This is a genomic window from Leucobacter shiyiweii, assembly GCF_052446065.1.
In the GTDB taxonomy this organism is placed as follows: domain Bacteria; phylum Actinomycetota; class Actinomycetes; order Actinomycetales; family Microbacteriaceae; genus Leucobacter.
The window spans coordinates 987948-1012418 of record NZ_CM127080.1; the positions used below are offsets into that span (position 1 = coordinate 987948).

Genomic DNA, 24471 nt, shown 5'->3' on the forward strand with positions numbered 1-24471 from the left:
GAGTTTCCTCGAAGGAAGATCCCGGTGGCCACGCTTACGTTTGCTGGCCGGGATCGTTACACCACTCTACGGGGCACTACTTACGGAGCCCAATCCGCGCATCCTCGCAAACCTGAAGGCTAAGCGTCTCGCAAGTGTGTTGAAAGATCTCGCCCGCGTAGCGAATGCCCCCGCCGGCACGGTGCCATTTGTGGCTGAGGCCATCGTGCTTCATGGCCGGGGCTCCCGCGTTCGGCTCGACCAATTCGGGGCAGAGGCGGTGTGGGCCCTCGACGGCTTCAGCGTGCAGGGTCTTGGCGCGGGCGCGGACTTCAGCGCACTGCTCGCACGCCAGCCCCGTGAACTGATCGACCTTCAGCGTGCGCGAATCATCGACGCGCTCATGAATGAGGCCGGGCTGATGCCGCGCGTGAAACAGCGCATGATCGGCCAGTATGCGCTCGATTCGGGTGAGCCGCTCGGTGAAGGCCCGGGTTGGCAGGATTTTCTCGTCACGCATCCTCGGGCACAGACGAAACGTCGCATTCGGCTGTTCCCATACCCGAAGGGAGCCAGCAGAGACACACGCGTCGATACCGATCGGCGTGCCGAACGGGAGTTTCGGCTCACCGACGGCATCGTTCACCCGGGCATAATCGGGCCGGCCGAGTTACTTAGCACCGAAGAGGGGCCGGCGCTGGTGTTCGCGTTCGACGCAGGTGAGGTAAGTCTTGCGGAATACCTCGCTCGCCACGCTGACTCGTTAACGTTTGAAACACGAGAACGCATCGTGCAGCAGCTCATCGAACTCGTGCGGTTCGCGCACGGGCAGAGGCTCACTCATCGCGCGCTTTCCCCGCTCAGTGTTCGTGTGACCGTCACTCAAGACGGTTCGCCGACCTTGCGCATCAGAGATTGGGATCTCGCCCGGCGGCCCGAGGCGGGCACCTCGACGGCGACGGTGATCTCACGTGGTCTCACTGATGTCTCCGCCCACGTGGAGCACGAGGCAATGCTCTACCTGGCACCCGAGACGCTGCGCGGATCCTCCTCGGAGTTCGCCCAGTCGCTCGACGTGTATGGGGTCGGAGCAGTCGCTTTTCTCGTGCTCACCCAGCACCCGCCCGCCGCAAATCTCGCGGCTCTTGAATCCCTCATCGCCTCGCCCGCAACGGGGCTCGACCCGCGCGCGGTGATGCCCGAGATTTCCGATGCACATGCCGCGGTGATCTTGGAGGCCACGGCCTTCCAGGAACCGTTGCGCACGATTGATATCGGGTCGCTGCAAGAGAGTTTCGAGGCGGCTCGGCATCGAGACTTGCAAGAAGAGAAGGCGGTGCCCGCGCAGGGCGACCCACTCGACGCGGCAATCGGTGAGATTGTCGGCGAACGCTTCGAGATCGAAAAGCGTCGGGGCTCCGGCTCGACCGGTGTGGCGCTGCAGGTGACCGACTACCTGAACAACTACGAACACGTCATTCTCAAACTGGCCAAGGACGATTCGGCTGCGGCGCGCCTGGCGGTTGAGGCGAGTGTGCTCGATCGTCTCGACCATCCGCGAGTGGTCAAGCGACTCGACGGCCCGATAGAGGTGGGCACCCGCAGGGGCATCCTGATGACGGATGCGGGGCTCGAGACGCTCTCGGACCGCATCCGCCTGGAGGGAAAGGCCACGATCGAGCAGCTCGAACGCTGGGCAGCGGATCTCTTTGAGATGGCCCAGCACCTTGAGGAACGCGGGGTCTTTCACCGCGACATCAAACCCTCGAACCTGGCGGTCAAACCAGACCCCAGCAGCAGGAAGCCGCGCCTCACCCTCTTCGACTTCTCGCTCGCAGAGGAGCCGCTGGCGAATATTCGTTCCGGCTCACGCCCATATCTCGACCCGTATCTCGGTTCAGCAACCAGGGCGCAATACGACAGTGCGGCAGAGCGCTTCGCGATGGCAGCGACCCTGTTCGAGTTGGCCACCTCGTACCCGGTGTGGTGGCCCTCGGGCGACACCCCGGGAAACACTTCCGAAGCTCCGATTGTGGAGACATCGTCGTTCGACCCCGCGGTCGCAGACGGGTTGTCAACCTTCTTCCGCGCGGCCCTCGCGCCCGAGGTGGCAAATCGTCACCCCTCCCTTGACGCCATGCGCCGCGCCTGGGGCGCCGCGATTGCCGGCGCGAGCATGGGTGAAGACGATGCCGCCGCCAGCGATGCGACCGCGCAGGCGGCGACGCTTGAAACGAAGTTGACCGATGCTGGCCTGAGCGCCCGCGCCCTGTCTGCACTGAATCGGGCACAGGTGACGACGGTAGGTGAACTACTCGGTGTGCCGCCGATGCGCATAAACCAGATTCGTGGCCTGGGCGAGCAGGTTCGCCGCGAGATTCAGTCGCGCATCCGCGAATGGCGAGAGCGGCTGACGCAGGTCACCACCCAGGTTGACTCGGCTCCAGTGCCAGGGCGTCGCGCCGTCGAATCGTTTGTCGGCACGATCGCCCAGAAGTCCGGTGAGTCTAATGAAGCGCGTTTCAAGCGGGTGCACAAGAACCGCACACTCGCCGGGCTCTTGAATGACGCCGCCCGCTGGGTCAGTGACCTTGGTGCAATCGTGACTCTCGACGAGATCATCTCCAAGTTGCTGCGCGAGTACGGATCAACGCTGCCCGAAGGTCAGCGTTGGAAGGCGGCTGAAGAGGTGGCTCGAACCATGCTCGAGCTCGACAATCGAATGCCGAATCCCAAGTTCGTCTTCCGCGCGGTGTCGGACCGCTCGCGCATGGTCATCGCGTATTCACCGGGTGATGGTGGCGGGTTGTCGTTTGAAGATGCCGAATTGCATCTTGAGGCACTCCTCAGTCTCGCCGACATCGTCGACCGCCTGCTCGCGAACGACGAGGTGATTGCTGCGCCGCGCCTACGCGAGACGTTGCGTGCGAGCGATACCCCGGCGCTGCGGTTGGCAGACTCCAGGGTCACGCAGCTCGCAGTCGGGCTCTCTGCGACGGGCACCCTGTCGTCGATGGGCGAGGCATATCGACGAGACATTGCGCCTGCTCGCGCGGTAGAGCTGGCGCTCCGCGGCGCAGCGACGCGCGAACTCGCCGTCGCGACCATCGAGCAACGGGTGCGCGCCCGATTCCCGGCGGTGCATGAAATACCGTCCCGACCTGGTCTCGACGGCCCAGTGCGAGCGGCAATGCCCTACCTCGAGTGGCACTCCGATCAATCCAAGTACATGCTGCGTGACCGAGACCAGCAGTCGGTGACCCTGACGAGTTCGGCTACTACCTGGGGTCGGTCGGTCGAAGACCCAGCAATTGCGGCGAGGCTCACCGCTTCCCTGCGCGACAAGGCAGCGCTCGCCCTCGTCGTTTCGCGCAAAGCGGGGTTGCGTGGCGCTGCGGCGCAAATCGCCCGCGAGCACGGATTCACCGTCGTTGACCTGGCTGATGTGGCGCTTGCTGCATTGAAGTCAACGGCCGAGGCGAAACGGATTGATTGGCAGACGGTGCTCCGCGCAGACGGGCAGTCGGAAGCTTCTCAAGATCGGCGCAACCTGCTGCAACTTGCACGCCTCGCGATTGCCCCCGCCTGGGAGTCGCTGCTCTCGACCGAAGAACCGATCGTGTTCATCAACGCGGCGGTGCTCGCCCGGCTCGGCCTTGTCGATCTGATCGCGCAGGTGACCGATCTCGCGACTTCCCGCACCGCGGCGCGCTGGTTTCTCCTTCCGAGACCCCTTTCCGGGGGTACCCCAGATCTCGACGGCACACCGTTTCCGTTCGGTGCTGACGGCTGGCTTGAGCTCTCCGTCGACGCGTTTTCTCAGCTGCAGTCACCGCGCGCCACTGCCCATGTCTCACACCATCTCTCCGCGAACACCCCACGAAAGGTCGGCACCCTGTGATCGACTCCGCACTGCTGCTCTCTGATCTCAAGCGCGAACTGAAGGTGATTGAGGCCGACCTCCGTGTGCGTGCAGAAAATGCGAATGACCGATGGGGTGTGCGGCTCCGTGAGGAGCATGCACAGGCACAGCGCCGCGACCGCACCGGCCTCGCGTGGATCGCCTGGCGTGACGGGGAGGTATCGCAGGCGGCGGTCGCCTGGATCATCGCCACGGTGTTCATTCGCTTCGCGGAAGATAACGACCTGCTCAGGGGCGCGAAGAAGAGTGGACAACCGGTGCCGCTACCGTGGATCGCCGCTCCCGGAGATGGGCTCGAGCGCGCGGTAGAGAATGAGCAGGCGTTCTATGCACTCACTCCCACCTCGACGAGCCGCCACTGGCTGCAAGAGGCGTTTCGCACGCTCGCCGATCTTCCGGCCGGGCGGCCGCTCGTAGACCCTGATCACTCCGCGGTATGGCAGGCCCCAATCTCCGCAGAGGCCGCGGACGCACTCCTGCGCTTCTTCCGCCGCACCACTCCGGGCGGCGAGCTGGTGCACGATTTTCACGATGTGGATCTCGACACCCGGTTTCTCGGCGATCTGTATCAGGATCTCTCCGACTACGCGAAGAAGACGTTTGCGCTGCTGCAAACTCCCAATTTCGTCGAGGAGTTCATCCTCGATCACACTCTGACCCCCGCGATCGCGGAATTCGGCCTTACAGGGCTCAAGCTCATCGATCCGGCCTGTGGGTCGGGGCACTTCTTGCTTGGCGCCTTCGACCGTCTCGTCGCGCAGTGGCAGCAGGCCGCGCCCGCGGAGGACCGCGGGGCGCACGTGCAGAAGGCGCTGGATTCGATTCACGGCGTCGACCTCAACCCCTTCGCGGTCGCGATCGCACGGTTCCGCCTCACCGTCGCGGCGCTGAAGGCGGCGGGCCTCAAATCCTTTGTCGGCGCGCCAGCGTTCAAGTATCACCTCGCCATCGGCGACTCGCTGCTCGGCAGCGTCAACCCGGTGGCTGCCCTCGACCTCGGTGACGGTGAGTATTTCGCCTACGACAGCGAGGATCTGCGCGAATTCGCGGGCATCCTTGAACCTGGCCAGTATCACGTGGTGGTGGCGAACCCGCCGTACATCACGGTTAAGGACAAGGCGCTCAATCGACGTTATCGCAATTTGTACTCAACTTGCTCGGGCACCTACGCGCTCTCTGTGCCATTTACGGAGCTGCTCTTCCGCCTTGCGAAGCGGCCCAACGGTGGGGGAGCCGGCTTCGTTGGGCAGATCACTTCGAATTCCTTCATGAAGAGGGAGTTTGGCAAGAAGTTGATAGAGCGGTTTCTCTCGGGTGCGTACACGGGCCTCACACCGGATCGCGTTGATCTGACGCACATTATCGACACCTCGGGCGCTTACATCCCCGGCCACGGCACGCCCACCGTGATCCTCATCGGTCGTCCGCGCAGGCCGCAGAGCAACGCCGTGCGTGTCGTGCTCGGCGTCCGAGGAGAACCGAGCCGACCAGATAATCCCGCCGAAGGTTTGGTGTGGGTAGATATGGTGAGACACGTTGACCAGTCTGGCCACGAAGGGACGTATGTTTCAGTTGCCGATGTGTCTCGCGCTAGATTTGCCCATTTTCCCTGGTCGCTTTCCGGCGGTGGGGCGGCGGAGGTGAAAAGGCAGGTGGAGTCCGCTTCGGTGGGTGAATTGTCAGGACTACTCGACGGCGCAATCGGCGGGGCAATTCGTGCGGGTGCAGACGACATTTTTATTCGGCCGCGCATGAATTCCGCGTTGGAGAATGTCGCTTCTTGCTCCAAACCATTTGTTCAGGGCGAGTCCCTCCGTGATTGGACCAATTCGGGTACCTCGCGAATACTCTTCCCGTATGACTCTGATCTTGCGGCAGGTGAATCCCTTGATGGTGTTCTTTGGCGATGGCGAACGCTTCTTGCGAAGAGGTCGACCTTTCAAGGATTCATGGCTGATGCAGGTCTTAGATGGTCGGAATATATGCAGTTCACTCGTTGGTCTGTGCGGGCTCCAATATTGATAACGTATGCGGAAATCGCCACTCACAACCACTTCGTCCTCGAGCGGGGTGGGAAGGTGTTTAAGCAGACTGCTCCTGTAATCAGGTTGTCTGACGAAGCGACTGAAGACGACTACTACAAGCTCCTCGGTGTACTTAACTCTTCTACCGCCTGCTTCTGGCTCAAGCAAGTGAGCCACAACAAGGGTGACTCCACTGACAGACATGGCGCGAGGGTGACAGGGGACCCGGCATTCGATACATATCAATTCAATGCGACGAAGCTTCATTCCTTTCCCATGCCGCAACTCACTGCCCTTCACCTATCCCGCGTGCTCGAAAAGCTGGCTCTTCAGCGCGCACGCGTGTCTCCAGCATCGATGCTTGCGAACGATAGTCCAGCCTCGCTCAGCGGCGCCCACACTGAGTGGGAGCGACTCGGTCGCGAGATGGTCGCGCTGCAGGAAGAACTCGACTGGCGTATGTATGTCGCCTACGGGCTCGCCGACCCAGAGCTTGCGCCCGAGCTACCAGAGGTTCTAGGGATAGATCCCAACCAGCGTGCCTTCGAGATTCGTCTCGCACGGGCCGTCGCGGAGGGTGAAGCCACGACCGCCTGGTTTGAGCGACACAGCCGTGGGCCACTGACCGAGCTTTCCGGCCACTGGCCCGACTGGTATCGCGATCTCGTGGAACGGCGACTCACCGCTATGGAGACGAACGAGTCGCTGCGACTGCTTGAGCAGCCCGAGTACAAGCGCCGCTGGGCTGGCGCAGGCTGGGAGACGCTGCTTGCCTCCGCTGTCGCGGATGTCTTGCTTGACAGGCTCGAGGCGTCCGAACTTTGGCGGGATGCCTCCGGGCGTCCACTGGTTCGCTCTGCCGCGCAGATAGCCGACGAGCTTCGGCACGACGAGCGGTTCCGCGAGCTGCTGACGATCCACACCGGCACTCGCGACTTTGACTTGACGACGGAAGTCGCGAAGCTGCTCGGCGGCGAGGCGGTGCCGGCCTTCGCGCCCCTGCGCTACAAGCCCAGCGGCGTCGAAAAGTTCCGGGCCTGGGAGCACACCTGGGAGTTGCAGCGCGCCGAGGACCGCGGCGAGCGCGTCGACGTGCCGGTGCCCCCTAAGTACAAGCCCACGGACTTCCTGAAGGCTGGGTACTGGACGGCCCGCGGGAAGCTCGACGTGCCCAAAGAACGCTTCATCGCCTTGCCCGGAAGTTTCTTGCCGGAGGACAACACCGAGCTGTTCGGGTGGGCAGGATGGGATCACGGCGAGCGTGGCCTCGCGATCGCCCGGCTCGCGAACGACCTCACGCGCGCAGGATCGGCAGACGCGCAGGTGATCCCGCTGCTTGGCGCGCTCATCGAGCTCGAACCGTGGCTGAAGCAGTGGCACGATGAACTTGACGCCCGCAGCGGCGTGAGCCCGGCGCACGCCATCGCGGGCCTCATTACGACGCTCCTGAGTAGGCTCGGCCTCGGGCGAGATGCCATCGCCGACTGGCAGCCCCCGACACCCACACGCGGAAGGAAGCGCGCGTCATGACCGGCTACACCCTGAATTCGCCGCTCGGCGAGCTGATCAACCTGCCAGAGAGCGTCGAAGCAGCCGACTTCGTCATCAAGCTTGATGAGGGTGTCGCCCGACACCAGCAAACCATCAGAGACTACGTCGTCACCGATGCGATTGCCACCGCCATCGGCGAGGGCATCAACCTCGTTGCGAGCTCACTGTCCCGCCAGTCCTCCCGCGGCGCCTTTCTTGACGGCTCGTTCGGCTCAGGTAAATCGCACTACATGGCGGTGCTGCACCTGCTGCTCTCTGGCAACATCGAGGCTCGGCAGATTCCCGGCCTCGCACCTGTTGTCGCCGCCCACCAAGACACGCTCGAGCGCAAGCTGCTCGTGCTCGATTACAACCTGTTGGGTGCCCGCTCCTTCGAAGACGCGATCTTCGGTGGCTACCTCGAGACCATCTCCCGCGTGCACCCCGAAGCGTCCGCGCCCGTGCTGCACGCCAGCGATTCGCTGCTTGGCGATGCCCGTTCATTACGCGCACGCATGGGCGACGATGCGTTTTTCGACAACCTCGGTGGCGACACCGGTTGGGGTGACCTGGGCGGGGCGTGGGACGCAGTCAGCTTCGAAGCGGCTGCCGCGGAGGCACCAGGCCACCCCGATCGCGACCGACTCGTCGGTGACCTCATTGCCGCCTATTTCGCCGGCTATGCACGATCCGGCGAGTGGCTCCCCATGAAGGACGGGCTTCGAGCCCTCACCGCGCACGCGAAGTCTCTCGGCTACCAGGGACTCGTCTTTCTGATCGACGAAATCGTGCTCTGGCTGGGCCAGCACCTCGCCGACCAGGCCTGGGTGCAGGGCGAGATTGAGAAGGTCGTACAGCTCGCAGAGAACGCCGCGGCGAACCTACCCGTGCCGATTACCTCGTTTCTTGCGCGACAGCGTGATCTTCGCGACTTCTTGGGAAGTCATGTCGCGGGGGCCCAGCGGGTCGCACAGGGGCAGCTGTTTCAGTACTGGGAAGACCGCTTCTCGAAGATCCGCCTGCAGGCTGCGGACCTCCCGAGGATTGTGAAACAGCGTCTGCTGCAGCCAAAGAACGCCGACGCCGCAGTGACGCTTAGTCAGGCACTGACCGAGGTGAAGCGCGACCACGCATCGTGGGGCTATCTGCTGAGCGATGACGCGAAATCAGACGAGAAGGCGTTTGCCGATGTTTACCCGTTCAGCCCGGCACTCGTTGATACCATGGTGGCACTCTCGAGCCTGATGCAGCGGGAGCGCACGGCGCTCAAACTTATGGCGGAGCTACTGAGCGAGGGGCGCTCGAGTCTCCTCGTGCGCGACATCATTCCAGTTGGCGATCTCTATGCGCCAGTGGTGCTCGGCGGCTCGCAACCGCTGACCGATGAAATGAAGCGGCACTTCGCGATCTCTGCACGGTTCTACCGGGGCAAAATGCTGCCCTACCTCCTGCGGAAGCACGGGCTCGCCGAGAGTGACCTCGCAAAGCTCCCGCGTGGTCATGCGTTCATCACCGAGGACCGACTGGCAAAGACCGTACTCATTGCGGCACTTGCACCCGAAGCGAAGTCACTCGAGAATCTCACCGCCGCGAAGCTCGCGGCCCTCAACTGGGGCACCATTGACGCCTTCATTCCCGGCACCGAGGCGGAACAGGCGCTCTCGCTCGTGCGCGGTTGGGCGGCCGAGTTCGGCGAGATCCACATCGGTGACGGAAGTGACCCGATCATCACTGTCACCCTCAGCGGTGTCGACTATGATTCGATCCTCGATCGGGTGCGCACCGAAGACAACCAGCAGACCAGGCGCGAGCTCGTGCGCAAGCTCATCGCCAGTGAGCTGCAGCTTCCGGTGGACAACCTGCTGGGGTCGCACCTGTCTCATGTCTGGCGCGGGCATAAACGCCCAGTGGCGGTGAAGTTTGGAAACGTGCGTGACGAAGCCGAGGTGCTCGAGCACGATCTCGTGCACGTCGACGACGACTGGCACGTGCTCATCGACTTTCCGTACGACAGCGGCACTCACTCGCCGGCCGACGATGTGCAGCGCCTGCAAAAACTTCGCGATGGCCAGCGTTGGGCGAACACGATCGCGTGGATTCCGAACTTCCTCTCTGATGCCCGGCAATCCGACCTTGGCAAACTTGTGCTGCTCGAGTATCTACTCACTGGGACACGGTTCGAACAGAACTCCGATCACCTGGCTCAGGCTGACCGTGGGCCTGCCAAGCAGACGCTCGAATCACAGCGCCGCACGCTGCGTGAGGCTACGATCGCCGCACTGCGACAGGCCTACGGGGTGAATGCGCCCGACGAAGCGAACGTCGGGAGTGACCTTACTGGCGACGAGATCTTCTCGACACTGGTGGAAGGACTCACGATTGCGCCGCCCCCGACCGGCGATTTGCTCGCCGGTCTTAGGCATGCACTCGAGACCGCCTGGCGGCACGAGTTTCCCGATCACCCTAACCTCGGCAGCGACGAGATCACCGATCGTCGACTCACCGAGGCGGTCGCTCTCGTCACCCTCACCATCGAGGGAGGCGGACGGAAGCAGGGCCTCGCCGCTGGCGAACAGCGACTCGCGCACGACATTATTGTGCCACTGGGGCTCGGCGCTAGAAACGAGAACGTGCTCGTGGTCGATGCCGCGAATTTCACCTGGGGCCCGAACTTGGCCCGCTGGGAGGGCGAGCTCGGAGGCACGTTCACTGTCGGCCGCCTCCGTGAGAAACTCGCGCCCTGGGGCATGACACGGGGAATGCAGGACGCGATCCTGATTACCTGGGCGGTGCTCGGCAACTACGAGTTCAGCGGGGTAACCACCACCGCAGTGAGCGCACTTCCCGACGCAGCAACCCCCAGAAAGGCGAATCTCCCCAGCGAGGCTGACTGGGATCTCGCCGCAACGCGCGCCGGATCGGTCTTCGGTGTCGCGCGAGAGGCGAACCGCACCCCGCGCTCGGTGGCGCGATTCGCCGCGGCGATTCGCGCACAACTTGCTACTCACAAAGTAGCGAACTTGACCACACAACTCGAAGCTCATGCAGATGTGCTCGGTATTGACCCAAGCGCAGCTGCAGGGCGGCTAGCCACGGCGCGCCGGATGGGCGAGCTCGTCGCTGCGTTGACGGCCGCGAGCGATGATTGTGCGCTGACCGAGACGCTCGCAACATTCGATCTACCGGAAGAGCTCTCTGCATTCGGCAGTGCACACGCAACGGCGGAACGACTTACTCGCGAACTCGAGGGGCTTGACTGGGGGATGATCAATGCGGCACGCGTACGACACGATGCGGGGTTCGCAAACGCGATGTCCCTCCTGCGCGAGGCGAGCGCGGTCGACGAATCGGTCGTGCCGCTCGAACCGCGTCTGCGCGATGTGGCCGCGCAGGCCCGCGCCCTAATCCTGGACACGCCAGATGCGCCTCCCGCACCCGTTCCCGTCACCCCGATTCCGCATCACCAGGTGCATCGGCGTACCGCTTCAGTCGCTGAACTCGGCAGCGCGCTTGAAGACCTGCGCGCTGAGATCGAGCGCGAGGCAACCGCTGATGGCAGCGTGACGCTCACCTGGGAAATCGAGTGACCGTGACTGCCCCGATCGCCACCGAATCCGCGCTGCGAGAGCACCTTGCGGCGTGGCTCGGGAGTGCGCGCAGGCGATCTCGAACGATTCTGGTGCGTGCGCAGCCGACATGGTCGGGCCACCCGGTGATCACTGTCGGAGACGAGGCAGTGCGAATCGTGCAAGGCATCTCCGGTCTGGCAGCGCTTGATGCGATGCGCTCAGCGGCCGAAGATGAATACGTTGCGGTACTTACGGCGCTCTCGGAAGCCGAACTCGGAACTGCCGTCGTGCTTGAAGCCGAGCGGCAGCGGCTGACCCACCTCGACGAGTGGAACATTGTGCCAGTGCTCTTCGGGGCTCGAGACGGCGTGGCTCGCCCGGTACGCGAGCTGGGCCCCTGGGTGCCTCAACTTTCGGCAGCACTGCGTCCCGATCGCGGGTACACGCCGGCACCCGGTGGCATACTCACCACAGAGCACATCGTGCGATCTGTGGTTGCGGCTTTGCTCGGGCTCGACCGGCTGGATGCACTCGAGTCGTCGGAGGCGTTGGCGCCCCTTGACGACCTCGGCGTGCGTGCTCGCCTCATTGACCTCGATCCCGATGCGCGCCCCAAGCTGATCCAGGCAATTTCGACACACATCGATCCGAACTTGGCGATGGCGTTTCGCGCGGCCTGTGCCCCTCAGCAGCTCTCTGCGATCGCCGTCGGGCTTGTGGTGGGAGAGTTGTGGGCCGCGGGCCACGTTGCACCCGACCAAGCAGTCGCCGCCGCACGTGTGCGGGCGGAACATTACATCGGTGCTCAACCAAACGCAGTCGCCGCCCAACGCTATGGCGCGTCGGCCAGAATCATCGTGCAGCGATGGCTCGCTGACGACGTCCAACACGCTCGAGAGGTGCTCGAACAAGCAGAAGCGCTCTGCGTCGACCTCGGCTGGGCTGACGGCGCCGCGGCATCAGAGTTCCTTCCCGCGGGGCTTCGCGCCAGGGTGGTGGCCCTGGCTTCAGCAATCGAAGCCGCAGTCGCAGAGCCCAGCGAGTCTGCGTCTATTCACGTGGATGCCGCCCTTGACACAATCGAAGCGCACGGCGCCAAAGCCTCCTTCGCGCGTTCGCTGGAGACCGCGCGCATGGCTGCCCGACTTGTACGTTGGCTCACGACTGCACCCGCGCAGCTCACCTCGGTGACCAAGGCGATGCTGAAATACAGTGCAGAAGGGGCGTGGGTAGAGCGGGCCCTCGGCGACATCTGGGACGGAGACACCGACTCGAACTTGGCCTGGGCCTACCAAGCGCTTGCGCATGCGGTACAGCAGGTGCGCCGCGACCAGGACGCTGCTGCTGCTGCAGGGCTCACCGGAGAACTCGTCTTCGACGACCGGGTGTTGCCAGTTGAGCGGGTGCTGCCCGACTTGGTGGTGCCGCTCGCCGCGCGTGAGCGGGTGCTTCTCGTGGTGCTCGATGGCATGAGTGTGCCGACGGCCGCGGAACTCGCTGCCGAGGTGCCGAGCCAGGGCTGGATCGAGGTGGTGCAGGATTCCGTGCTTCGCCGCGGAACGGCCATCGCTGCGCTTCCGACAGTCACCGAGTACTCGCGCACCTCGCTCTTTGCCGGTGAACTGCTCGCGGGAAATCAGCAGATCGAAAAGTCCCGGTTCGCTGCGTCGGTTGGGGGCGTGGTCTTCCACAAAGACGACCTCAGAGCAGACGCGGGGCACGCACTTCCGCCGGCTGTCAGCGACGCGATCGCCAATTCTGGCAGGAAGATCGTTGGCGTCGTCCTCAACACGATCGATGACGCACTCGCCAACGCCGACGTGGACGCGCTTCGTTGGACCGTGCATTCGATTGCCCATCTCGAAGCCATCCTGGACGCCGCTCGGGACGCCGGTCGAATCGTCGTGTTCACCTCAGACCATGGGCATGTGGTGGAGCGGGGCAGCGAACTGCGAAACATTGCGCAGGCGTCTGCTCGTTGGAGAGACCCGGCAACTGGGGCTGTCACCGGAGAGGAAGTGCTCGTTACTGGGCCTCGCGTGCTTTCACCAGGTGGAAGCGCGGTGCTTGCCGTGTCGGATGGGCTCCGATATGCATCGAAGAAGGCCGGATATCACGGGGGAGGTGCCCTTGCAGAGCTGACGATCCCACTCGTGGTGCTGAAGCCTCGTGGCGCGCGCACTCCTACGGGTTGGGTCGAGGCACCTCCGCAGGAGCCGACCTGGTGGAATGAACCCGTTCGCGTGAAGAAGGCTCCCGTCACAGCACCGGGTCCCGCGCCGCGGCCCAAAAAGTCGAAGTCAACTAAGGCATCAACGCTCTTCGATTTGGAGACCGTATCAATGGTCGGGCAGGCCCCAGTGGCTTCGGAGGTCATACCGGGAGTAAGGCTTACCGAGAGACTAATCACCAGCGAGGCGTATCGATCGCGTCGCAAGATTGCAGGTCGCCACCCGGTTGACGATCAGACCGCAGCCAGTATTGTGGCCACTCTTATTGAGGGGGGTGGGCGTGCGCATCGCGACACCCTGGCCGCGCAGGCGGGACTTCCCTCGTCGACGATGTCGGGTCTGCTCGCCGCGCTGCGCCGGGTGCTGAATATTGACGGCTATCCTGTGCTCGATTTTGACAGCGACGGGGTCACCGTGGTGCTTGACACGGTGTTGCTGCGGGAGCAGTTCGAGTTGCAGGAAATCGCATGACTGTGGTGAGTCCGCGCCGGCGCCGCGAGATTATTGATGCCCTTCGCCGGGGCACCGTGCCGCAACGCGGCCTCGATGTCATGGCGGTCGGGCTCGACCGGTTTCAAGACGCACTGAACGACGAGCTCGCCGCGGTGGCTGATGGCGGTGCGGTCTTCAAAGCGGTGCGCGGCGAGTACGGCGCTGGCAAGACTTTCTTCGCACGTTGGCTCACTGAGACCGCGAAGCAGCGAGGTTTCGCCACTGCCGAGGTGCAGATCTCTGAGACCGAGACTCCGCTACACCGGCTCGAGACGATTTACCGGCGGATCACCGAGAACCTCAGCACGGAAGCAACCGGGCCAAGCGCGTTCCGCGAGGTGATTGACGGGTGGCTGCGCGTGCTCGAGGAGGACGCGATTGCAGCAGGCGCCGACCCCAAAAATCGCAACGAGGTTGACCGTCGCACCGAAGCGCTGCTTGAGCAGCGGCTCGCCGCAGTGTCGCGCACCGCGCCCGCGTTCGCGGCTGCATTACGCGGATACCACGAGGCTTCTCTGAACGGCAGCATTGAAACGGCCGACGGTCTCGCCGCCTGGCTCGGTGGTCAGCCTCACGTTGCAGCGACCGTTCGACGTGTGGCAGGGGTGCGCGGAGATCTTGATCACTTCGGTGCGTTCGGGTTTCTCCAGGGGCTCCTTGCGGTGCTCCGAGACTCCGACTACCGGGGGCTCGTGCTCGTGCTTGACGAGGTTGAGACGCTGCAGCGCGTGCGCAGCGATGTGCGCGAGAAATCGCTCAACGCGCTACGGCAACTCCTCGACGAAATCGATGCTGGTCGCTTTCCGGGGCTGTATGTGTTGATTACCGGCACACCAGCGTTCTACGACGGGACACAGGGCGTGCAGCGGCTGCCACCACTTGCCGCACGCATCGGCGTCGACTTCAGCGGCGACCCGCGGTGGGACAACCCGCGTGCACCGCAGGTGCGATTGCTCGGCTTTCAGAGGCACAGCATGCAGGAACTCGGTGAACGTATTCGCGATATTTACGTGAGCGGCAGCCCCGAGGCCGAACGGATTCGAAGCCTCGCCACAGATGAGTATCTCGGTCGACTCGCAGACACGGTCGCAGGGCGGCTCGGCGGAAAGGTCGGGATCGCACCCCGACTGTATCTTCGGAAGCTCATCGATATCCTCGACAAGATCGAGCAGTTCCCCGACTACGTACCTGTGGAGGCTTCTGCGGTCGTCGTGGCCGAGACTGAACTTAACGCGGACGAGCGCGCAGCGATCGGTAACCTTGACGCAATCGCACTCGATGTCTGAGAGCAATGAGCTGACGGGTGCGATCGAGTACCATGTCGCGAACACGCTCGGCTGGCACGATTTGCGCCCCCTGCAGCGGGCGTCAATTGAGCCCGTGCGTTCTGGGGGCGATGCTTTGCTCATCGCGCCCACGGCTGGCGGGAAAACCGAAGCGGCCACATTCCCGGTGCTCTCACGGATGGTGGATGAAGGCTGGCGCGGTCTCACGGTGATCTATGTCGCCCCGTTAAAGGCTCTACTCAACAATCTTCTGCCGCGCCTTCAACAGTACACCGGGTGGCTCGGCCGGCGGGTTGCGCTGTGGCACGGAGACATCGGGGAGGGCGCGCGTCGCGCGATCCTGAGCGAGCCCCCGGACATTCTGCTCACCACCCCGGAATCTCTCGAGGCGATGCTCGTCTCACGTCGAGTCGATCATCGGCTCCTCTTTCACGGGCTGCGTGTCGTCATTGCCGACGAAATCCACTCCTTTGCGGCAGGTGATCGCGGCTGGCATCTGGTGGCAGTGCTCGAGCGGCTGCAGCGCATCTGCGAGCACCGTATTCAGCGAATTGGGCTGTCAGCGACTCTCGGCAACCCCGAGGAGGTGCTCGACTGGTTTCAGGGATCCAATAGGTCGGCTGAAACAGTGGGCCGCGTGGTACACGCAGGCGACCCTCCCGCTGCGCCGGAACTTGGCCTGGACTACGTCGGGTCGGTCGAAAACGCGGCAACCATCATCGCGTCGCTGCACCGAGGTGAGAAGCGACTCGTGTTCTGCGAATCTCGTGCGCAGGCTGAACAGATCGCATTCGAGCTTCGCGCTCAAGATGTCACCACCTTCATCTCGCACTCATCACTCTCGCTCGACGAACGACGGCAGAGTGAACGCGCATTCGCCGAAGCTCGCGACTGTGTGATTGTCTCGACTTCGACGCTTGAACTCGGCATCGACATCGGAGATCTCGACCGGATGATTCAGGTTGACGCACCTCGCTCAGTGAGCTCATTATTGCAACGGCTCGGTCGCACGGGGCGCCGACCAGGCACGTCACGAAATGCTCTGTTTCTCGCCACCGAACACGAGACGCTCTTGCGAGCGGCGGGTCTCCTGCACTTGTGGGCGAGTGGCTTCGTCGAGCCGATCACTCCGCCGCCTTCGCCGCGTCACATCGCTGCGCAGCAGTTCCTTGCACTCGCGCTGCAGGAGGGGCGCTTCGCCCGAGCGTCGTGGCAGCAGTGGTGGGCAGGAAACCCCGTCATGGCAGACGGGGAACAGGTGCTCTCGTATCTCGTCGATGGGGGTTTCCTTGCCGAGGACGGCGGCTGGCTCTTCATCGGTCCGGCTGCGGAACGAGCATTTGGTGGGCGGAACTTCCTTGAATTACTCAGCACCTTCATCGCAGATCTTGAAATGCGGGTCATGGACGGTCGCAAGGAAGTCGGCGGGGTTTCGCCGATCTCCCTGAACTCCGAGACCATTCGCGGAAACAGACCGCTCTTGCTCGCTGGTCGCGCCTGGAGAGTCCTCGATATCGACTGGCAGCGGCATCGGGTCGACGTTGAACCGGACCCGAACCGAGGCAGAGTGCGCTGGTCGTCTGAGGCGATGCCCGAGTCCTTTGAGATGATGCGTGCACGCAGAGACGTGTTGCTTGGTGCAGACCCGCCGGTGCCAATGACGGCGCGAGCAACGACAGCGCTTGCGACCAGTCGTGAAGCCTGGAGAGCCCGTGTGGACGCGAAAGGTCTCGTGCTCGCGCGAGGCGACACGGAAGCTGTGCTGTGGAGCATGGCGGGGCTCAAAGCACACGAGACGCTGGCTGCCGCGCTGCCGATCGGGTTCGAGGCGAGATCCACGAATGAATCGATGCGATTCTCCACAGCGGGCTTCGATCTTCACGCTCTGCGTGATGCCGCGATCGACGGTGCCTTTCCCTACATTGCGCCGGAGGCGGTCTCGGGGTTGAAGTTCTCGGCGGCACTGCCCGCTGATCTGGCCAGGGCAACGCTCGCGGAGCGGTTCTGTGATCGCGAACATGCGATGGAGGTTGCGAACGCGCCGGTGCTGAGCGTGAAGGCTACGGGGTCGGTGCCATGATGAACCAAGACACCGTGCAAGCCTAACTGGCCAGAGAAAGCTTCGCTTCAGGGTGTCGGAATCGGGTGCGAACTAGGATTGGGCTTGGAAAGGTGCATCATGGAAACTTCTGAGGAAATCGTGCGACAAGAGGTTGCTGTTCGGCGGCTCGCGGCCGAGGGGTCCGAACTCGCCGTGTTCGAGTTTCAGGGCCAACTTCGTGACCTCATGGTGTCGAGCTTTCGCCAGGGTTACCTTACGACGGGAAGCTACCTTTCAGACGCGAAGGCGGTGTCGGCTCAAGGGGCGATGTCGATCGCTGTGGCCGGAGCCTCAGTTGGAGCGACAGCACTGTCAGCTGCCTTTTCCTCGACGCTCTTCATGGCCACCGCCAACCCGGCGACGCTAATGACCATTGGCTCCGGCGTAGGAAGCGCTGTGATGGGAGCGGGCGGCATCGTTGCTCAGGCCCCGTTCATTGCAGTGGCGAGTTCACTGCCGGTGGTGGCGCCGATTCTCGCCATTCAGGCATTGAACACCGCGGTCATGATGCAACAGTTCAAGCAGGTAGATCGCAAGCTCGATGCCATCAAGCGCACCCTGGATCGGGCGATTGCCCGATCGGAGGCCACTCACGCGGGTGAGCTTCTCGCTTCCTCCTACATTCTCGACGAGGTCTATCGCCAGTACGAGATCGAGGGATCGTTCTCCAACGACATGATCGTTCGTCTTGCTCTGGTGGAGCGCGACGTCAGGAGTCTGGCGGCTCGCTTCCGGCAGCTCGTGGAGGCACGAGTCACCACGAACGTGGAAGACTTGAACGAGGTTCAGCAGGCCAACTTCGACGCTCACAGTGCGATGCTCTCGTCGTTCCTCGCTCTCCGCATCGCCTATCTCCGCGTGTGTGTCGACATGCAAGAGAACCCGAAGTCGGTCGAATCATCCCTGGAGCACCTGAAATCCCGCATTGACGACGGCACCGAGTTCTGGCAGCAGCTTCTTCGGCGTTCCAGGCAGTTGAAGGAGGCGATCTCGGGGATTGAGGAGAGCCTGAAAGACATGAATGTGGCAGAGCGGCACTTTCCCAAGATTCTGGGTGGTAAGGGTGGATCCGCCGAGAGGGAACTGCAGAGACTTCAGACGGCATACACAGCCACGATGGAAAGCGAGTTGGAGATCATGGAGGGGTTCCATTCCCTCATCGAATCAGCCAAGGCGACCAGACGGGCGCTCGACACACCGCGCGCTGAGGCTGAGACGTTTCCGACGCTCGTGTACTGGAAAGACGAGACCGGAGATCACTCGTTCGTGACGGAGGAACTGACTGTTGCGTGAGGTCTGTGTGAATGGGTGACTACCGCATCGAGCAGTTCTCGTTCGACCCTCTCGCTGTCGGACAGTGGGCCGCCGCCGATGCCCGACACAGCAACTGGCCGGTTGTCTACACGATCGACAATGAGCGCGATATCTATGTGGGGGAGTCGCTCAATGGCGCGGCCCGCATGCGGCAGCATCTTGGCACCGAGGCGAAGCAGCATCTCAAACGCGTGCAGGTGATCGTCGACGACACCTTCAACAAGTCCGCGTGCCTCGACCTCGAATCGCACTTTATTCGCCTCTTCGCGGGCGATGGCAAGTACCGAGTGCTCAACCGCAACGATGGAATCTCCGAGGCCGACTACTATCGTCGCGGGGATTACCAGGAAGTCTTCGACAACATCTTCGAGGAGCTTCGCGCAGCGGGGTACTTCACCCGGTCCGTCGAAGAAATTCAGAACAGCGACCTGTTCAAATTCTCACCCTTCAAAGCGCTCACGCAAGACCAGGCCATCGCCGTCGAGGACATCATGGATGGGCTGATCGAGGACCTTCACCAGGGCCGCGCGAGCACGATCGTGGTGCAGGGGGAGCCCGGTACCGGGAAGACGATTCTTGCTGTCTACATCATGAAGCTCCTCGGCGACATGCGCAGAGCCGACGCGCAAGAGTTCGATCGCGAATCTATGTTCGCCGACCTCTTCACGGAAGAGAACCGCGAACTGCTCAGAGGGTTTCGAGTTGGCATCGTCGTGCCGCAGCAGTCGCTGCGCGCCACCATGCAGGCGGTGTTCTCGCGCACGCCTGGGCTTGACAAAGCGAGTGTGTTGAACCCGTTTGACGTGGGGCGATCCACTGAGAAATTCGACCTGCTGATCGTTGACGAGGCACACCGGCTCAATCGCCGATCAGCACAGGCTATGGGCACACTCACGCGTGACTTCGGTGAAATCAACCGGGTGCTGTTTGGGCCAGATGGCGAGAATCGCAGCCAACTCGACTGGATTACGCACCAGAGCACCCACCAGATCTTCCTCGTCGACAGCGCGCAGGCGGTTCGACCCGCAGATCTACCGCGGGAAACGCTTGAGGAACTGAGCGGCGGTGCACGAGCCGCGAAACGGTTCTATCCACTCACGAGCCAAATGCGGGTGCGCGCGGGATCTGACTACGTCGGGTACGTTCGTCGGCTGCTCGAACGGCCAGATGAGAGCGCCCCCAATTTCGGGGAGTACGACCTCCGCGTCTTCGCCGATTTCGATGCGTTTCACGACGCGATCATGCGGCGCGACCGCGAGGTGGGGTTGTCACGGGTGCTCGCCGGGTACGCGTGGGAGTGGAAGAGTCGGAAGAACTCCGCCGCGTTCGATATCGAACTCGGCACCAAGCAGCTGCAGTGGAATACCACCTCCAAAGACTGGATTAACTCGTCGAACTCAGTGCGGGAGGTCGGCTCGATCCACACGGTGCAGGGGTACGATCTCAACTACGCGGGCGTGATCATCGGTGGCGATCTGAAGCTCGACCCTGTTTCCGGGCGAACCGTGTTTGACCGCGCGACCTACTTCGATCGGCGTGGCAAGTCGAACAACAACTTTCTCGGGCAGAAATTCACTGATGAAGACCTACTCGAATACGTGCGAAACATTTATGGGGTGCTTCTGAGTCGAGGCATGCTGGGCACATACATGTACGTGTGCGACCCAGCGCTTCGCCAGCGTTTGGCGGAGTTGTTGCCGGGTTCGAGTGGCAGCCGCTGAAGCTACAGGCGGTCGTACTTCTCGCTGCGTCCTCTCGCTTTGTCGACCGGGTATTTCTCCCGAGTCTTCGCCAGCTTGTCCATCACGATTGTGTCAGCGTTAAGGCCCAGACGATCCGCGAGAAGCAGGCAGTAGGTCAGTACATCGGCCAACTCGTCTTTCGCTGAGGCCAGGTCGGCATCGCCCCACTGAAAGCATTCGAGGAGCTCTGCCGCTTCGATGCTGATGCTTTTGGCCAGGTTCTCGGGTGTGTGGAACTGCGCCCATTCGCGCTCGGCAACAAATTCGCGGAGTGCTTCGAGGACGGGCTTCTCATGCATGCTTCAAAACTATCAGCGCAAGGTATACATGCTGATCATCGCGGTTGGCCTTGCTGATCCACCTACTGGAAATACCGGTGCGGAAGGCAAACTGCTCGGCATCGGCCGGCCTCGAATAGCCCGCTCCGTGTTTCGTTGCTCGCCGCTCCTGCTTTTCAGATGATGTTTAATTAAAGTCAATTCTGGAATATGATTGACATTTAATTAACATCATTACTGGGAGATCACATCATGTTTATCGCACCCCCGCTCGATGCGCACGAGCGAGAAGTGCGTGATGAGATCGAGAAGCTCAACGAAGAACTGAAGTTCCACCTGCGGCAGGGCAATCGGTGGAACGGGGCGCTACGGCGCACAACCTTCGCGCGGAACGTGCAAGGCTCGAACACCATTGAGGGAATTAAAGCCAGCGTCGACGACATCAACGCTATTGCCGTCGGTGAGAAGCCCGCGGCTATCGACGACGAGACGGAGCAAGCGCTCGCGGGGTATCAGCAGGCGATGACGTTTGTGCTGCAGCTCGCCAAGAGCGAGTTCGTACTGAGCCCGATGCTTGTGCGCAGTCTCCACTTCATCACTACTTCGTATGACATGACCAAGTGGCCCGGGAGGTTTCGCCCTGGACCGGTGTACGTGCAAGAAGAGCGAACTGGGGACATCGTCCACGAGGGTGCGCCAGCAGGCGAGGTTGCAGATCTCATCAAGCATGTGTGCGCGATGTCGGGGCCTGGAGAAGACGACCTGATTCAGGCGGCGATGCTGCACCTGAACTTTGTGCTGATCCACCCATTCAAGGACGGAAATGGTCGTCTAGCTCGAGTGCTGCAGAGTCTGGTGCTCGGAGCATACGGAGAGTTCGCGCCGGTCTTTCTGACGATCGAAGAGTATCTGGGCAGGCGAACCCAGATGTACTACGATGTGCTCGCCAAGGTTGGTCAGGGCAATTGGAGTGGCGCAGACTATGACCCGGAACTCGCGCGCCCTTGGATTCGCTTCATGCTCACGGCGCATCTGAACCAGGCGCTTGAGCGGAAGCAGCGCATCGCGGCCTCGGGTGAAGCGGCGGCGAAAATGGACGAGCTCATCATCCATGCTCAGCTCCCTGACCGCGCAGCTCAGGCGCTGTACGGTGCCATGTATGACGGAACCGTCACCCGCGCGAGGTATATGGCGGCCCTTGCAGATGCGGGCGAACCGATCAAGGAGCAGACCGCGTCGCGGGATCTTGGTGCTCTGGCTCGCGCAGAACTGCTCGTCGCGCACGGTGATCGACGCGGCCGTAAGTACTCAGCCAGCCAGGCCGTGAGACAAGCAGCCCGTAGCTCTGGTCTCGGATACGCGTGGAGGGATATCGATCCGTTCGAGTAGGGACTTGCGCGGTTGAGTCTGGGTAGGAAGGAACTCAGGGTGATGGATGTTACGAATCTGAACAGCAGTGGAACCCCTCGTTTGCCCCAGATCACGCTCGTGCAGGGCGACATCACCACGCTTGCGGTCGACGCGGTAGTGAACGCGGCGAGCACCCGCATGCGCGGTGGCGGCGGGGTCGATGGTGCGATTCACCGGGCCGGTGGGCCCGCGGTGCTGCGCGACTGCATTGAGCGGTTTCCGAACGGGCTCGCCACGGGCGACGCCGGGTGGACCACAGCGGGGGACTTGCCCGCGCGCTGGGTGATCCACACCGTTGGGCCTGACCGTCGCAGCGGGCAGACCGATCGCGGGCTGCTGGAATCGTGTTACTCGCGGGCACTGGCAGTGGGCGATGAACTTGGTGCGCGGTCGGTGGCGTTTCCGCTGATCGGCGCGGGGGTGTTTGAATGGCCGCTCGACGAAGCTGCCGCAGCGGCGGTCAAGATGATTCAACGTACCCCGACAAGTGTGGAAGACGTGACGCTGGTGGCCTTCGGCGCCGAGGCTCTGGCCGCCCTGCAGAACGCGCTGGGCGAGCAAGGAGTTTCGGCTGATGAGTGACGTTGTCGGCAACTTCGGTGATGCGGGCAACGGGCGCGAGGACAGTTCTCAGCGCTGACCACTGCAGCCCGATTGGCGAATCCCCGCCTCGCTTCTCGGCGACGCTCGTGATTGCGGTTAACCTAAAGTTTGGACTAAAGCTAAATTTGGAGAATCGTGCAGACACCCACCTCAAAACTCTTGTCCACCCTAACGCTAGTTGCTGGCGCAGTGGCGGTCGTGCTGACCCTCGTCTTCTTCTTCACCATGGCCGGTGGGGGTGTCCTTGTTGCTGCGTTGGTGGCCGGGGTGGTCGGGATCATTCTGGGTGTGCTCGCCCTTCGGAAAGAACAGGCGAAGGGGATCGCGGTTACTGGCTTGGTGCTGAGCATCATTACCGCATTGCTTGCTGCGGCGATCATTCTCTTCGCCCTGATATTTGTTGGCGCGATTAGTCTCTAGCGAATCAATCGCCTCCAAAGCTTTCTGTACTGTGTCAAAACAGTACTGAAAATGGTACTCTATTGACATGGAGGCATGGCGGTGAGCTACCGACGAGATCTGTGGGAGATTGCCGTATCGCGGCAAGGGGTTGTGACGGTCGCTGCTGCTCAAGAAGCCGGTGTACCAGCAGTAGAGGTGCGGAAATTAGCCGCTCGAGGGGCGCTTTGGGGCGAGGGACATGGCGTGTATATACATCAAGACTTTCCGCCCTCTCCGCTGACGCAACCTGCAGTTGCAGTTGCTCTCGGAGGCAACGAGGCTTTCCTCCAGCGTGAGTCGGTGTGTAATCTTCTTGGACTTGGACAGTTCAATCCAAAGAAGATCAGAGTGGGAACCCGGCGAAGGGTGCGCAGAGAACTTCCCCAATGGGTCGACTTGGAGCGCCGCACCGGATTAACCGAGAATGACATCACTTCGTATGAAGGCATCGCAGCGACGACAATCGAGCGGACGTTGAGGGATTTGAAAGATCGCATGCCCTTCGAGCGATGGATCGATCTGGTAGACCAGGCACTGCGTCGAGACCTGCTTGATGCTCACGAAGCTAATGCGCTGAGGCAGGGTCGAACATGAGTCGGGTGAGTGTGCCTCTAAACGTGACGCAGCTGAATCAGCGCTTGGCGCAGGTGGCAACTGAATTGGGGATCCCCGTTGAAAGGGCACGGGTGATGCTTTGCACACTGATCGTTTCGCAGATGCTGCCCGAAGCTGTTGCAGTCAAAGGCGGGATGGGCGTGAAACTTCGGCTCGGGGAGCACGGCACCCGGGCCACCTCCGACCTTGACGTCTCCACCCGAGCGCGAGGGGCGGAACTCGAACGCAAATTCCGCGAGCGACTTGCAGAGGGTTGGGGTCGAGTTCCACCGTCGAGGGGGGAACTAAAACGAAATCAGTCGGCTGCGGATCGAGTCGCCTTCACTGCAACGATACGAGTAGGGCGAGTTCATGATCCAGGTCTCGCGTTCCCGGAGTATGTAATGCATCCGTACCGGGTGTCAATCGCTTTTTTGGGTGTACCTTGGGGCGGTTTGGACGTTGAGGTGTCCGATCCAGAAATTGACGCCGATGCGCACCAGCGATTTGAAATCGTCCCTGATCTCGTGGCGTTTGGCTCTCGGTTCGGTTTCGGCAAAATGGAACCCGTTGAGCTCGTCGAGCTCGAGTATCAGCTTGCACAGAAGATTCATGCCGTCACGGACCCCAACTATACTCGCGCACATGACCTGGTCGATCTGCAGCTACTCTGGGAAACGGGGCCTGATCTCTTCAAGTTGAGCCAGCTGTGTGTGCGAACGTTTGAATGGCGAAATAAGCATTCCTGGCCACCTCTCCCGCTGCGCGAAATGGATGGCTGGGCCCTCGCTTACAACGAGGCTCGTGAGGAAACACAGGTTCACGGTGAGACTGCAATCCTCCCGGACTTGCAGCGAGCTCGAGATTGGCTTGCTGAGAAAATCAAAATCATCGCTGAGACGGAGACCAACGGGTGAGGCTCGACCGCTCAGCTTCGTAGCGCCTTCAAGTGAGT

Annotated in this window: 14 protein-coding genes; 13 read left to right on the forward strand and 1 reads right to left on the reverse strand. The window is 62.2% G+C overall.

The genetic code is table 11. The features are described from left to right. The first annotated feature begins 40 nt into the window (after positions 1 to 40). The 8 genes from ACTNFJ_RS04665 to ACTNFJ_RS04700 all read left to right on the forward strand — a co-directional run bounded on the left by ACTNFJ_RS04665 (position 41) and on the right by ACTNFJ_RS04700 (position 20169). On the forward strand, positions 41 to 3880 hold the full coding sequence (locus tag ACTNFJ_RS04665; RefSeq protein ID WP_435907419.1) for a protein kinase domain-containing protein: 3840 nt from the start codon (positions 41 to 43) through the stop codon (positions 3878 to 3880). After that, complete coding sequence (gene pglX, locus ACTNFJ_RS04670) at positions 3877 to 7455, forward strand: BREX-2 system adenine-specific DNA-methyltransferase PglX (RefSeq protein WP_435907418.1); 3579 nt, start codon at positions 3877 to 3879, stop codon at positions 7453 to 7455. Before ACTNFJ_RS04665 ends, pglX begins: the two co-directional genes overlap by 4 nt. Further along, positions 7452 to 11042: a DUF6079 family protein gene (locus tag ACTNFJ_RS04675; RefSeq protein WP_435907417.1), complete on the forward strand. Its 3591-nt coding sequence runs from the start codon at positions 7452 to 7454 to the stop codon at positions 11040 to 11042. The genes pglX and ACTNFJ_RS04675 overlap by 4 nt, the downstream gene beginning before the upstream one ends. Then, the gene (gene pglZ, locus ACTNFJ_RS04680; protein WP_435907416.1) at positions 11039 to 13726 is read left to right on the forward strand and encodes a BREX-2 system phosphatase PglZ; all 2688 of its coding nucleotides are present in this window, start codon (positions 11039 to 11041) and stop codon (positions 13724 to 13726) included. Before ACTNFJ_RS04675 ends, pglZ begins: the two co-directional genes overlap by 4 nt. Continuing rightward, on the forward strand, positions 13723 to 15033 hold the full coding sequence (gene brxD / locus ACTNFJ_RS04685; protein WP_435907415.1) for a BREX system ATP-binding protein BrxD: 1311 nt from the start codon (positions 13723 to 13725) through the stop codon (positions 15031 to 15033). The genes pglZ and brxD overlap by 4 nt, the downstream gene beginning before the upstream one ends. Next, complete coding sequence (locus ACTNFJ_RS04690) at positions 15026 to 17113, forward strand: DEAD/DEAH box helicase (RefSeq protein ID WP_435907414.1); 2088 nt, start codon at positions 15026 to 15028, stop codon at positions 17111 to 17113. The genes brxD and ACTNFJ_RS04690 overlap by 8 nt, the downstream gene beginning before the upstream one ends. Before the next feature lie 99 nt (positions 17114 to 17212). Then, positions 17213 to 18427, forward strand: a complete 1215-nt coding sequence (locus ACTNFJ_RS04695; protein WP_435907413.1) for a hypothetical protein — start codon at positions 17213 to 17215, stop codon at positions 18425 to 18427. Positions 18428 to 18438: 11 nt separating this feature from the next. After that, positions 18439 to 20169: a DNA/RNA helicase domain-containing protein gene (locus tag ACTNFJ_RS04700; RefSeq protein ID WP_435907412.1), complete on the forward strand. Its 1731-nt coding sequence runs from the start codon at positions 18439 to 18441 to the stop codon at positions 20167 to 20169. A gap of 2 nt (positions 20170 to 20171) precedes the next feature. Here ACTNFJ_RS04700 and ACTNFJ_RS04705 read toward each other — a convergent pair whose 3' ends face one another. Next, positions 20172 to 20489, reverse strand: coding sequence for a nucleotide pyrophosphohydrolase (locus tag ACTNFJ_RS04705; protein ID WP_433647525.1), 318 nt, complete (start codon positions 20487 to 20489; stop codon positions 20172 to 20174). A gap of 231 nt (positions 20490 to 20720) precedes the next feature. On the opposite strand from ACTNFJ_RS04705, the gene ACTNFJ_RS04710 reads away from it, so the two are divergent. From ACTNFJ_RS04710 to ACTNFJ_RS04730, 5 genes are all read left to right on the forward strand, one after another. Then, on the forward strand, positions 20721 to 21857 hold the full coding sequence (locus ACTNFJ_RS04710) for a Fic family protein (RefSeq protein ID WP_435907411.1): 1137 nt from the start codon (positions 20721 to 20723) through the stop codon (positions 21855 to 21857). A gap of 42 nt (positions 21858 to 21899) precedes the next feature. Beyond that, entirely contained in the window at positions 21900 to 22460 is a 561-nt protein-coding gene (locus ACTNFJ_RS04715; protein ID WP_435907410.1) for a macro domain-containing protein, read from the forward strand. A gap of 156 nt (positions 22461 to 22616) precedes the next feature. Next, positions 22617 to 22901, forward strand: a complete 285-nt coding sequence (locus ACTNFJ_RS04720) for a hypothetical protein (RefSeq protein WP_435907409.1) — start codon at positions 22617 to 22619, stop codon at positions 22899 to 22901. Between the two features lie 75 nt (positions 22902 to 22976). Next, positions 22977 to 23516: a type IV toxin-antitoxin system AbiEi family antitoxin domain-containing protein gene (locus ACTNFJ_RS04725; protein ID WP_435907408.1), complete on the forward strand. Its 540-nt coding sequence runs from the start codon at positions 22977 to 22979 to the stop codon at positions 23514 to 23516. Positions 23517 to 23611: 95 nt separating this feature from the next. Next, on the forward strand, positions 23612 to 24433 hold the full coding sequence (locus ACTNFJ_RS04730; RefSeq protein ID WP_435907407.1) for a nucleotidyl transferase AbiEii/AbiGii toxin family protein: 822 nt from the start codon (positions 23612 to 23614) through the stop codon (positions 24431 to 24433). The last annotated feature ends 38 nt before the right edge of the window (positions 24434 to 24471 follow it).

Bases quoted from the DNA above. Each gene is read 5' to 3' on its own strand.
- ACTNFJ_RS04675 (WP_435907417.1), top strand. From the start codon at position 7,452: ATGACCGGCTACACCCTGAATTCGCCGCTCGGCGAGCTGATCAACCTG.
- brxD (WP_435907415.1), top strand. From the start codon at position 13,723: ATGACTGTGGTGAGTCCGCGCCGGCGCCGCGAGATTATTGATGCCCTT.
- ACTNFJ_RS04690 (WP_435907414.1), top strand. From the start codon at position 15,026: ATGTCTGAGAGCAATGAGCTGACGGGTGCGATCGAGTACCATGTCGCG.
- ACTNFJ_RS04695 (WP_435907413.1), top strand. From the start codon at position 17,213: ATGGAAACTTCTGAGGAAATCGTGCGACAAGAGGTTGCTGTTCGGCGG.
- ACTNFJ_RS04700 (WP_435907412.1), top strand. From the start codon at position 18,439: ATGGGTGACTACCGCATCGAGCAGTTCTCGTTCGACCCTCTCGCTGTC.
- ACTNFJ_RS04705 (WP_433647525.1), bottom strand. From the start codon at position 20,489: ATGCATGAGAAGCCCGTCCTCGAAGCACTCCGCGAATTTGTTGCCGAG.
- ACTNFJ_RS04710 (WP_435907411.1), top strand. From the start codon at position 20,721: ATGTTTATCGCACCCCCGCTCGATGCGCACGAGCGAGAAGTGCGTGAT.
- ACTNFJ_RS04715 (WP_435907410.1), top strand. From the start codon at position 21,900: ATGGATGTTACGAATCTGAACAGCAGTGGAACCCCTCGTTTGCCCCAG.
- ACTNFJ_RS04725 (WP_435907408.1), top strand. From the start codon at position 22,977: ATGGCGGTGAGCTACCGACGAGATCTGTGGGAGATTGCCGTATCGCGG.
- ACTNFJ_RS04730 (WP_435907407.1), top strand. From the start codon at position 23,612: ATGCTTTGCACACTGATCGTTTCGCAGATGCTGCCCGAAGCTGTTGCA.